The sequence below is a fragment of the Acetobacter sp. DsW_063 genome (genome assembly GCF_002153745.1).
In the GTDB taxonomy this organism is placed as follows: Bacteria; Pseudomonadota; Alphaproteobacteria; order Acetobacterales; family Acetobacteraceae; genus Acetobacter.
In genome coordinates, this window is sequence record NZ_JOPL01000073.1 from 1 (window position 1) to 10,799 (window position 10,799).

At 60.7% G+C, this 10,799-nt stretch carries 12 protein-coding genes; 10 read left to right on the forward strand and 2 right to left on the reverse strand.

Annotated features, from left to right (window positions below):
• Positions 1–538: 538 nt before the first annotated feature.
• Positions 539–868, reverse strand: a complete 330-nt coding sequence (locus tag HK28_RS10180; protein ID WP_026399227.1) for a septum formation initiator family protein — start codon at positions 866–868, stop codon at positions 539–541.
• Between the two features lie 330 nt (positions 869–1,198).
• On the reverse strand, positions 1,199–2,476 hold the full coding sequence (gene eno / locus HK28_RS10185; RefSeq protein ID WP_086644473.1) for a phosphopyruvate hydratase: 1,278 nt from the start codon (positions 2,474–2,476) through the stop codon (positions 1,199–1,201).
• A 417-nt stretch (positions 2,477–2,893) separates the two neighbouring features.
• Here eno and HK28_RS10190 point away from each other — a divergent pair, with 417 nt between their 5' ends.
• The 10 genes from HK28_RS10190 to HK28_RS10230 all read left to right on the forward strand — a co-directional run bounded on the left by HK28_RS10190 (position 2,894) and on the right by HK28_RS10230 (position 10,749).
• The gene (locus HK28_RS10190; RefSeq protein WP_158093449.1) at positions 2,894–4,027 is read left to right on the forward strand and encodes a DUF563 domain-containing protein; all 1,134 of its coding nucleotides are present in this window, start codon (positions 2,894–2,896) and stop codon (positions 4,025–4,027) included.
• A 134-nt stretch (positions 4,028–4,161) separates the two neighbouring features.
• Entirely contained in the window at positions 4,162–4,503 is a 342-nt protein-coding gene (locus tag HK28_RS10195; protein WP_086644475.1) for a hypothetical protein, read from the forward strand.
• 37 nt (positions 4,504–4,540) lie between these two features.
• The gene (locus tag HK28_RS10200; RefSeq protein WP_086644476.1) at positions 4,541–4,879 is read left to right on the forward strand and encodes a 4a-hydroxytetrahydrobiopterin dehydratase; all 339 of its coding nucleotides are present in this window, start codon (positions 4,541–4,543) and stop codon (positions 4,877–4,879) included.
• A gap of 292 nt (positions 4,880–5,171) precedes the next feature.
• Positions 5,172–6,329: a phosphotransferase enzyme family protein gene (locus tag HK28_RS10205; RefSeq protein WP_198945859.1), complete on the forward strand. Its 1,158-nt coding sequence runs from the start codon at positions 5,172–5,174 to the stop codon at positions 6,327–6,329.
• A 5-nt stretch (positions 6,330–6,334) separates the two neighbouring features.
• On the forward strand, positions 6,335–6,895 hold the full coding sequence (gene pnuC / locus HK28_RS10210) for a nicotinamide riboside transporter PnuC (RefSeq protein WP_086644477.1): 561 nt from the start codon (positions 6,335–6,337) through the stop codon (positions 6,893–6,895).
• A 336-nt stretch (positions 6,896–7,231) separates the two neighbouring features.
• Positions 7,232–8,812 (forward strand): Na+/H+ antiporter, encoded by a 1,581-nt coding sequence (locus HK28_RS10215; RefSeq protein WP_086644478.1) that lies wholly within the window; start codon positions 7,232–7,234, stop codon positions 8,810–8,812.
• A gap of 367 nt (positions 8,813–9,179) precedes the next feature.
• Entirely contained in the window at positions 9,180–9,407 is a 228-nt protein-coding gene (locus tag HK28_RS10220; protein ID WP_086644479.1) for a hypothetical protein, read from the forward strand.
• 11 nt (positions 9,408–9,418) lie between these two features.
• The gene (locus HK28_RS10225) at positions 9,419–9,970 is read left to right on the forward strand and encodes a hypothetical protein (protein ID WP_143217399.1); all 552 of its coding nucleotides are present in this window, start codon (positions 9,419–9,421) and stop codon (positions 9,968–9,970) included.
• Positions 9,971–10,249: 279 nt separating this feature from the next.
• Positions 10,250–10,408 (forward strand): hypothetical protein, encoded by a 159-nt coding sequence (locus tag HK28_RS14020; protein ID WP_158093450.1) that lies wholly within the window; start codon positions 10,250–10,252, stop codon positions 10,406–10,408.
• A complete protein-coding gene (locus tag HK28_RS10230) occupies positions 10,405–10,749 on the forward strand; it encodes a hypothetical protein (protein ID WP_086644481.1) in 345 nt (114 codons plus the stop codon). Before HK28_RS14020 ends, HK28_RS10230 begins: the two co-directional genes overlap by 4 nt.
• The last annotated feature ends 50 nt before the right edge of the window (positions 10,750–10,799 follow it).

Consider the following 10,799-nt stretch of genomic DNA (forward strand, 5'->3'; position numbering starts at 1 on the left):
TGCGCGCAAGCACGTTGTGTTCCGCGAAGCGAAGATCAAATAAGGCTGGTTTCACTGCCTTTCGGAAGCCGTCTCTCCCTCGGAGAGGCGGTTTTTTTTATGCCGTCATTTTTCTCTATCGTTCCTCGGCGGGCGCGATCCGCGCGCAGAAGAATCGTCCCTGAGCGCGCGTTCCATTGCGGTAAAGCGGATGGGGGAACGAGGGCCCCCGTTTGTGCGTGCAGAGGAAGCGGTCGGTCCGTCTGAGGCGGATTGGTTTGTATCTGGCGCCTGAACCCGGTGCGACGCTGCTGCGTTCCCGGGCGCATGGTTTTGGGGAACGGGGGCCTGTCTGTCTTTCGCGATACGGCCCAGTAACTAGCCGTTGGCGGAGCGGGCGTCGGACAGAGGCTGCGACCAAGATCGAACGTCGGGGATCGAACGCCAGGGATCTGGACCCAGCGGTCAAGCGTCGAGATCAAGCGCGCCCGGAATCGAGCGTCAGCGATGGAAATCAAGCGATAGGCTGCAACGATCGAGAACCAGTGATCGAAATAGCTTAGAACAACTGGTCATGCCGATCGTAAGGAACGACGATGTCGTTGGGATGCGCCAGATTGAGCATGGCGCGCGAACGCTCGTCCAGCGTGTCGGCGTTCAGGGCGCCTTCGCTCAAACCTGCAACGCGTCGCCGCCATGCGGCCTGCTCCTGCGTGGCGTCTTTCTGGGACTGTCTGGCGTCATCCAGCAGGCGCAGCTGGTCATGATAGGAGTGAAGGCCATGAGCGCCCTGCGTCGCCTGCCAACCGAAATAACCGGCGAGCGCGAGGAACAGGGCAGGGGGCACGACTGCATTCAGCGTGCGTCTGATAAACCTGCCAGCCTGCATACGCTTCACTTCCTTCCCGGCGAAATCGCCCGTGCCTGAATCCTGACTGTGGCGCACCGCACCAGCTGCGCCAATACTCTTAACAGCGTATTTGCTGACGTCGGCTGATTACGAGACGCCGTAGTGCTCCAATCAAGCGTTTACGCGGGGATGAAGTCGATCATGAAGAACCGTGTGACCGGCGTATCAGGCGTTTTTGTTCTCTTAGTGACCAATTCGCAACAGATCTGGGGCTTTCTGCGACGCAGGAAGACGCGCCGCTTTCAGCCCGAGGCGCCTTGAGGCCGGGTGTTTCAGTCCAGTCTCAAGGCGCGAGGGGCTTTTAAACCCTCAGCTCTTCAGAATCGTGCGGCCAGCATAGGACGCTGCTGTCGCCAGTTCCTGCTCAATGCGGATGAGCTGGTTGTACTTCGCCGTGCGGTCGGAACGGGAGAGCGAGCCCGTCTTGATCTGGCCGCAGTTAGTGGCGACCGCGAGATCGGAGATCGTGGCGTCTTCGGTTTCGCCCGAACGATGGCTCATGACGCTGGTGTAGCCCGCGCGATGGGCCATCTCGACGGCGGCCAGCGTCTCCGTCAGGGTGCCGATCTGGTTCACCTTCACCAGCAGCGCGTTGCCGAGGCCGGCTTCGATGCCACGACGCAGGCGGTCAGGGTTCGTCACGAACAGATCGTCGCCGACCAGCTGCACTTTCTCGCCAAGGGCGGCGGTGAGCAGCGCCCAACCTTCCCAGTCGTCCTCGGCCAAACCGTCTTCGATGGAGACGATGGGGTAACGGCTGGCCAAGGATTCGAGATAGGCGACCGCGCCGCCCGCGTCGAGGGTCTTGCCTTCGCCTTCCATGACGTATTTGCCGTCTTTGAAATACTCGGTCGCGGCGCAGTCGAGGGCGAAGGTGACGTCTTCACCGGGACGGTAGCCGGCGGCTTCGACGGCGCGCGTAATGTAGGCCAACGCTTCATCAGCCGAGCGAAGGTTCGGGGCGAACCCGCCTTCGTCGCCGACATTGGTGCCGTGGCCAGCAGCCGAGAGCGCCTTCTTGAGCTGCGCGAAAATCTCCGAACCCCAGCGGATCGCGTCAGCAACGGTCGGCGCGCCGACCGGCTGGATCATGAATTCCTGGATGTCGATCGGATTGTCGGCGTGCTGGCCGCCATTGATGATGTTCATCATCGGAACGGGCAGCGTGTGTGCGAACGGGCCGCCGATATAGCGATAGAGCGGAATTTCCAGCTCGTTCGCGGAAGCGCGCGCGACGGCGAGGGAGACGCCGAGAATCGCGTTGGCGCCGAGGCGGCCCTTGTTCGGTGTGCCGTCGAGGTCGATCATCGCGTTGTCGATATCGATCTGGTCCTGCGACTCAGCGCCCTGCAGGGTCGGGAAAATCTCGGTTTCGACGTTTTCGCAGGCCTTGAGCACGCCTTTGCCGCCGTAGCGCGACTTGTCGCCGTCGCGAAGTTCGACGGCTTCGTGCGCGCCTGTCGAGGCGCCGGAGGGAACTGCTGCGCGACCGGTGGCGCCGGAGGCCAGCTCGACTTCGACTTCTACTGTGGGATTGCCTCGGCTATCGAGAATTTCCCGGGCGATGATATCGACGATGGCGCTCATGGATTGACTCCGGCGTTGGTTTTCGTTCGGCCGCGCCGCCCTGCTCGGGCGGCGACCAGACGATCCGCTAGAGCACGCCCAATGGGCGTGTTGTCAACAGGCGATTGGCGCCGCTGGAGCCGGGCCGAAGAGGCGTCCGGACGCGTCGCGGACGAAGCGTCGGCGCGCAGGTGTCAGTCGATGCGGCTGCCCGAACGGAGTGGGCGGAGGCTTTGATGTGGCGGGGTGCGGAGATGATAATTCTGTGACGCGCTTGTGAGCGACCTGCGAGAGAGGGAAGCCTAGGTGGGTGGAAAATGAGCCATCGTGGACGGCGATTGCGGTTCTAATCAAAAATATCGACCCTCATGAAGCCTGGAGTGAAGTCGCCGGATGGGGCGGCTTCACCGATGGACGCACTACAGGAAATTTTCGAAAATGAGCGAGACCGCGACGCCTCACTCGAGCCACACAGCATCGCCGTCGGCTGTGCCGGTGCGTTTCGCCGCACTCATGCAACAGCGGCTGTCGCCGTTGCGCGACTTTGTGGCCATTCCCGATGGCTCTCCGCAGGGCTTCCCTCCGATGCTATTCGGGGAGCAAAGCCTCGCCCTTTTCGGAGTGACTGACGAGTGGTTGCGCGCGCCGCCGACGCCTGTTCAGGCATGGAAGCTGGATATGGAGGATGTCGTCGTTCGCTCGGCGAGTGGCGTGATCGGTAACGGACGCTCGCTGGTGGTCGAAGATTCACTCGACCATACGACACCCAAGGCGGACGGGTACAAAATCCTGCACGACGGCGCGATCGATCTTGGAGCCCCGACGGAGCGATTGGCGGGATGTTGGCTCAGCCTGCTCCTGGGAAACTCGGACAATTATTTTCACTTTGTCCTGATGAATCTCGCGCGGCTGTTTGTCATCGACGCGAAGGACAAACGAAGCCTGTCGGGCGTACTGGTTCCAAAGACGCGGTTCGACTGGCAACGCGAATGGATAGACGGCGTCTTGGCGGCGGCTGGACTGTCGGGGCTACCGCGCCATGTCATGAGCGGTGCGAGTTGCGTTTCCATCGAACGGTTGTCGGTGCCGTGGGGTGCGGTCGACGCCCGCGGCTACTGTCATCCGGGCGCGGCGGCGTTCATCGCTGGAAGCGACGGTCCTGAATGCGGCGATGCGGCAGCCGGCGACCGGATTTACGTCGACCGACGGGAAAGCCCGATCCGTCCTTTGGAGAACGAGGATGAACTGGCGCAGGCGCTTGCCGATCGTGGTTTCGCCACCGTTCGGCTGGAACGCATGAGCGTCGCCGAGCAGAGGGCGTGCTTCGCACATGCGGCGGTGATCGTCGCTCCTCACGGCGCGGGACTGACCAACCTTGTATTTTGTCGACGGGGAGCGCGCGTTATCGAGGTCATGCCTCATACGTTGCTGAACTGGTGTTACCGGCGGCTCGCAGCGATACGAAGGCTGGATTACGACTGTGTCTTGAGCCGAAGCGGTGGCAGGACTGCGCCGGAGGCGACTGTTTCAGCGCATCGGGTTGCGGTCGATCATGTGCTTGCGTGCCTGTGAGCCGGTATGCCAAGCGCCACGGTCCGGTCATTGACGAAACCGCGATGTGATCGCGGGCGTTCGTCAGTAAACGCGTTGCCGGATGAGGTCCGGGAATTTGACCAGTCCGGATTTCGACAGGAAGGAGCGTCGTCATGAACCAGCACGTGCATGGACAGTTTCTTCGCGAGTTCGAGGCCAGAGAACGCCGCATCGAATTATTGCTGCAACGCCTTCCAGGCAGGATCCGGGGATATGTCCGCTGGTTACGGCGTCCTGAGTCGAGATGGGCGAGGCTTCCGGCGGGGGTGTTTCTGATTCTGGGTGGTTGCCTCGCGGTGCTGCCGGTGTTCGGGCTCTGGATGCTGCCGCTGGGGATTTTTATTCTGGCTGAGGACGTGCCCGCCCTCCGCCGACTTACCGATCGGGCGCTCGTCTGGGTCGAGGAGCGGCGCCCTCACTGGATGGGGCTTCCGCGCGCTCCATCCTCACGTTGACGCAGTTCTCAAGCGTCAGATCAGGGACACGTGGACTTTGAAAGCTTTGGCCGAACGACAGTGTGCGCCGTGCGCGAATGACGCGGCCCCTCTGGCTCCGGATGCTGCGTCACGCCTGTTGGAGCAACTGGATGGTTGGTCTTTCGTGGAAGGCGGGAAGATCATCGAACGACGGTATCGCTTTCCGGGTTTCGCCGCGGCACTGGCGTTCGTCGATCAGGTAGGCGCGCTTGCGGAAGCGGAGGGGCATCACCCGGATTTCTCCTTCGGTTGGGGTTATGTGACGCTTTCGCTCCATACTCATGCGATAGGTGGCCTTCACGAAAATGACTTTATCCTTGCGGCGAGGATCGACGCGCTCAACGCGTCCCGGTGAGTTCGGGCGCCGGCGTCTGCCTCCCAAAAGATGCTGTATTGCGGGAGCACGGCGTCGCGACGCGCTCCCGGAGTGATTGACGGCCTTTCATGTATATGGGGCGGGGAAATGCGATACGCTGAACGTCGCGGCGTTATATGCGTATCTGGGGTATGCCTTGTCCCCTCGTCACGGCCCGTAAGACGCCGGATTGGTTCCGGCGCGATATAGGAAAATATGGACTGCGGTGATCTGTTTCGCCTGATGTCGAGTTGTTTGTGATGGTTGTCGAAGCGGCGCAGGGACTGGGGATTTGAAAGAAAAGCTGGAGCCACATCGGTCCCACGGGCTTGGGCTTGAGGACGTCGCTCCACACTGGCCTGCTCTGGAAATGGAAGATGTGGAGCGTCTCCTGGCGTCTTATCCGGACGCGGGGCGGCCGCTTGAGATCGTCTGGAGAAGTCCTCGACCGTTTTCCGCCGCCGCTCAGATCAGGACGAATCGCGGAACTGTGATTGTGAAGCGCGTTCATCGTGACGTGCGCAGCCCGGCCGATGTGGAAGAGGAGCATGCCTTCATCGCCCATCTTCGGGCGCGGGGGGCACCAGTGGTCGAGGTTCTGCGCGACCGAGACGGACGCGGGGCGCAGCAGCGGGGGCTGTGGACGTGCGAGGTCCACAGGGTCGGAAAAGGATTGGACGTTTACCGCGATGCGCCGTCCTGGACGCCATACTGTTCACCGGCCCACGCTCATGCAGCGGGGGCGAGTCTTGGCGCGCTCCACCGTGCAGCCTCAGGTTTCGCCCATCCTGCGCGATGCGGCGGGATGTTACGGGCGGATTTCAGGTTGTTCGGCGACGAAGACCCGATCGCCCGGATCGATGAGGACCTTGCCGCGCGACCGGCCTTGGCGCGGTGGCTGGGAGAGCGGGATTGGCGCCGCGAGATCACTGAACGTTTGTTGCAGCCGTTCCGTCGTCGCGCGGTGGCAGCCGTCCGTGCGATGCAGCCTTTGTGGACGCATGGAGACTGGCACGGTTCGAATCTGCTCTGGAGCGCGGAGGGCGACGACGCGAAGGTTTCTACAATTATGGATTTTGGCTTGTCCAACCGCTCTTTCGCTCTCTTTGACGTCGCCACGGCCATTGAGCGGGCTCTGGTGTCATGGCTTGATTTCGAACGGGGCGGGGAGCCTGTGGCCGATCTGGATCAACTCGACGCATTGCTGGACGGATATTCCACGACAATGCCGCGTGACGCATCGCTGCACGGTCTGGCTGACCTTCTGCCGCTCGCGCACGCCGACTTCGCCCTGAGCGAGGCCGAGTATTTTGCTGGCGCAACGGGCAATATGGCGCACGCAGCGCTGGCGTATGACGGTTATCTGCTGCGCCACGCCGACTGGTTCGATGGGAATGAAGGGCGCCGCTTGTTGCGTCGGATCGCCGAGCGCGAGGGGCGCGCCGCGTGAGCGGAATGTCGCCCGTTGAAGAAATCGCAGTGGTCGTCAGTCTTCTGGGCGTGTGGCTGACTGCGCGGCGCATATGGTGGTGCTGGCCCGTGGGGCTGGTCGGTGTGCTGCTCTACGCATGGTTGTTTTATGGATGGAAGCTCTATTCCGACATGCTGTTGCAGGGCGCCTACGTCGTTCTGCAACTGTACGGGTGGTGGCGGTGGCGCGTCGGCGCCGATGCGGAGAAAGTCGTGGCGGTCGCGCCGCTACCGACCGGAGAGGCGCGGATGGCGCTCGGTTGCGGCGTCGCAGGAGCGATGGCGTTAGGGTGGGCGATGCGACGCTTCACGGGCGCCGCGTTGCCATGGATGGACGCTGGATTGACCAGCTTCAGTCTGGTTGCGACGCTCTGGGCTGCGCGACGGCATCGGGAGAACTGGGTTTTGTGGATCGTTGTCGATACGATCTATGCCGGGATGTTCGCCTATCGCGGTTTCTATCTGACGGCGGCGCTCTACGCTCTCTTCGTAGGGTTGGCGATTTATGGTGCAGTGGCGTGGCATGGGCAGACGCGCGCGGTATGACATGACTTTTGCTCGTACGCGGAAGCGAGAAGCGCAGTGTTGCAGCGGTTCTCGCTTCCCGACGGGGGCTTCCTTTGATGTGTTTGAGCCGCGCCGGGTGAATACTTGGGCTAGGTGGATTTTTTAGTTCCGAACTGCAAGCAAACTCCCCGCTGGCACCGGGCTGTTCAAAACTGCGCCGTCGCCGTCATTTTCCGACCCTGTTATCGCTGCTCATGCTTTTCGCTCTCCGTCGTCTTGTATTCACACTTGGCGAAACTCTCGCCGCGCCGGATACTCTCGATCCGGTCGAGGCGGCGCATTCGCTACGTTTCCCGGAACGTTAGAGGAGAGGCCATGTCGGACGTCGCGCGGTTTGAGTTTCTGTTGGTTATCATTTCGGCGATTCTCATTCTGGCGCTGGTCGCCCGACGTCTGAGTCTACCTCCCTCAGCCGCCTTCATCGCAGGTGGGCTGGTCATGGCGCTGATCCCGGGCGCTCCGTCGATCACGCTCGATCCCGATCTGGTGCTTGTGATCTTTCTGCCGCCGCTTCTGATGTCGAGCGCCTATTTCACAGTATGGGCGTCGTTTCGCGCCAACCTCGTCAGCATCCTCAATCTGGCGGTTGGCGCTGTGCTGTTTTCGACGCTGGCGGTCGGGTGCGTCACCCGGTGGCTGGCGCCAGGGTTGCCGTGGTCGGTGTGCTTCGCTCTTGGCGCGATACTTGCGCCTCCCGATGCAGTGGCGGCGAAAAGTGTTCTTGAACGGGTGCGCCTCCCCGAACGGCTCTCCACATTGCTGGAGGGCGAGAGCCTGCTGAACGACGCCAGCAGCATCGTGGTTTACCGCGTGGCCATTGCGGCGTTTCTGACCGGCACGTTTTCGATAACCCGCGCGACCACGATGTTTGGCGTCTTGTCAGTAGGCGGCGTCGCGCTGGGTCTTGCTCTGGGGTGGGCTGCAGTATTCCTCATCCGCCGGATCGGAAACGCCACCATTGTCATCTGTCTGACGCTGCTGTTGCCATGGGTGGGATACGTGACCGGCGAACGTCTGGGTGTTTCAGGCGTCATGGCCACGGTGACGATGGGTTTGCTGTTTGGCTGGCACCAGCACGAGGTGTTTCCTGCCAAGACGCGACGCAGCGCCGATGCGTTCTGGGAAGTTCTGACGTTCCTTCTGGAGGCGTTGATCTTCGTGATGATCGGCTTGTCGCTCCATAGTATCGCTCCGCTTGACCACGAAATTTTTCCGACCACCGGCCGCTTGGTCGGCGGCGTCGCAGGAGTAGTTCTGGCGACTATCGTCGTCCGTTTCATATGGGCCTACGGCGCCACCGCAGTGGATTGGGCGCGCGGCGCTCTTCGCGGAATTCCGCATCGCAAGGGCCGATGGGGTGAGGCGGCGATCCTGGGGTGGGCCGGTATGCGTGGCGTGGTCAGTCTGGCGGTCGCGCTTTCGACGCCCGAAGATATGCCGGGACGTAACTTCGTTTTATTGACGACTTTCACTCTTATCCTTGTAACTGTTGTGGTGCAGGGTGGCACGCTCTCGACGTTGATCCGCTGGACTGGCGTAGGTGAGGGGGACGAAGAGGCTGACGGCTTCTTGCTGACGGAATACGAAGCGCGTGCGCGCATGGCGACGGCTCAACGCGAAGCTATCGAAAAACTTGCCGTCAACGAGGCAGGCGACGTTCTGCATCCCCGTCTACTGGAGCAGTACAGGTTCCGTGAAGGCGCCGCGACCCGGTATAGCCGCGATCCAGGCGGTTTGAAGAATGATCGGGATGCGCATTACGCAGCGCTGAAAGGGACTATTGTCGCCGGTCGCTCCGAAATTTTGAAACTGCACCGCGCAGGGAAAATTCACGACCATGTCCTGAGGCGCTTGGAAACGGAGTTGGATCTGCAGCAGCTCGCGCTGGAGACTTAGAAAAGTAGTGTTTCTTTGAGGTGTTCTATAAAATATTTTTATATATAAGATATTTTTTCGTTTTATTATTTATGGCCGAGATGGCGTCGTGTGTGCCTGCCAGCCGTAAATGTAATTGCGCTGCGGGTTCAAGCTGAAGTGCGCCACGTCATGAGAATGCAAGCCTTGGGGGGGGGGGGCGTTGTGGAGCCGTCAGGCGGAGCGGCGCGCAGGGCTGACGCTGTCGATGAGACGATCCATCGCCCCTGCGGGCGTGAGGTATCCGAGGCATTTGCGGGGTGCTGCGTTCATCCGGGCCTCGATGGCTCTGAGAGCCGAGGGGCCACTCGAGCGAAGGAGTGTGTCCATCGGGCGCAGACGGCCGTTTATGTTTTCCACTGATCCTTTCTGCGACGGCGATCGAGGATCGCAGAACCCGACCGTCATGCCGGTCGCCCTTTCGGTCGCCGCAAAGGGAACGAATTCCGAACGCTGGTCGCAGGTAACGGATTACACCAGAAACGTATCGCCTACGCACAATACGCAGGCCAGCCTGACTTACTATTTTCTAACCACGTCCAGCGTCCCAAATCTTTCAACACCCGGCAGTGTCTAAAAGTGTTACGGTTGAAACGGGCAAGCATTTGTTTGTTTGATATGGGTGCCGTCTTGTATTCTATAATTGCGTCGATAAATAGTTTAGGTGACGGGATTATGGGCAAAGGTAATAGGTCTCGCCAAGGCGGAATGACTCAAGCGGCAAAGGACGGCCTGGGGCAGAATCTAGACGCAGGGTTTATGGCAAAACACGTGGTCGGCTGCCGCAGTATTGTGAGCAAATTGGACAGAGCGCAGCACGACCCTAACGTAGCTGGACCAAACACGATGCTCGAACCGAAGATGGCTAGCCAATTGGCCTCGGACTGGGGAAAGTACAGAAATCCGGAAACGAGATTAAAGGTACAACAGTATTTTGAAAAAGATAAAACAGACCCTGCCACGTTCCGCTACACGAAAGAATTGAGGGTAACCGACTACAAGACCAGTTCGAAATATAAAACCTACAATGGAAAAATGACGTTTTCGACAAGCGTTACCGAAGATGGCGGTCTTGGAAAAATAAACCACCTTGCCGGTATGAGTTCTGTAAATTCCAAATCCACGAAAGGCTCAAATTGAGTGTACGAGTGCGTGTTCAAGTCGAAGTATGCCACGTCATGAGAATGCAGGCCTTGGGGGCGTTGCGAAGCCGTCAGGCGGAGTGACGCGCCCAAGGCTGAAGCTCTCGAGGAGCCGATCTACCGCCTCTGTTGACGTGAGGTATCCGGGGCATTTTCGAGGTGTGGCGTTCATCCGCGGCTTGATGGCTCTGAGAGCAGAGGGGTCGATCGAGGGAAGAAGAGTGTCCATCGGCAGAAACTGAGGCAGGCTTCATGTTTTCGACAGATCCTTTCTGCCATGGCGAGGGGGAACGCAGAACCAGACCGTCATGCCGGTCGTCTGTTCTGTCGCCGTAAAGGTCACGAATTCCGAGCACTGGTCGCAGGTGACGGACTGGCGCAGCGGGGCAGGGAGATGGGCTGTCAGAGCCTGCACGGCGCGGGCGACGCCCCGTGACGCCGGTTCTCAAAGCGAGCGAGCCGAACAAACCGGGTTGTCAGCTCGACGAGCGCCATGACATTGCGCTGGCCGTTGAGGACGGCGCGAAACATAACGAGATCGGTTTCCCAATGGCCCGCAATCTGCCGCGCTGCAATATCTGCCGGGCGTCGGGCGATCCGACGTTCTCGTGGTACCCTCAGGCGACGGCCGGACGCATTCATGCCGCAGTCGCCCGCAAATCTGCTCGGGCGACCACAGAAGGGACAGGCCTTCAGTCACGCGTGCGGCCAGAGCGGGTTCGCGGACCAGCCGCATCGTCGCGCTGCGCCACCGGCGGGCTGCGTGTTCGGCCGTGATCGGCCAGTAGCCATACAGATCAATCTCGTCGCTGCGATGCGCATTGCGG

What these genes read in the sequence shown, in the direction of transcription:
- HK28_RS10220 (WP_086644479.1), top strand. Translation starts at nt 9,180, where the DNA reads ATGTTTTCCACTGATCCTTTCTGCGACGGCGATCGAGGATCGCAGAAC.
- HK28_RS10215 (WP_086644478.1), top strand. Translation starts at nt 7,232, where the DNA reads ATGTCGGACGTCGCGCGGTTTGAGTTTCTGTTGGTTATCATTTCGGCG.
- HK28_RS10190 (WP_158093449.1), top strand. Translation starts at nt 2,894, where the DNA reads ATGAGCGAGACCGCGACGCCTCACTCGAGCCACACAGCATCGCCGTCG.
- eno (WP_086644473.1), bottom strand. Translation starts at nt 2,476, where the DNA reads ATGAGCGCCATCGTCGATATCATCGCCCGGGAAATTCTCGATAGCCGA.
- HK28_RS14020 (WP_158093450.1), top strand. Translation starts at nt 10,250, where the DNA reads ATGGCGAGGGGGAACGCAGAACCAGACCGTCATGCCGGTCGTCTGTTC.
- pnuC (WP_086644477.1), top strand. Translation starts at nt 6,335, where the DNA reads ATGTCGCCCGTTGAAGAAATCGCAGTGGTCGTCAGTCTTCTGGGCGTG.
- HK28_RS10195 (WP_086644475.1), top strand. Translation starts at nt 4,162, where the DNA reads ATGAACCAGCACGTGCATGGACAGTTTCTTCGCGAGTTCGAGGCCAGA.
- HK28_RS10180 (WP_026399227.1), bottom strand. Translation starts at nt 868, where the DNA reads ATGCAGGCTGGCAGGTTTATCAGACGCACGCTGAATGCAGTCGTGCCC.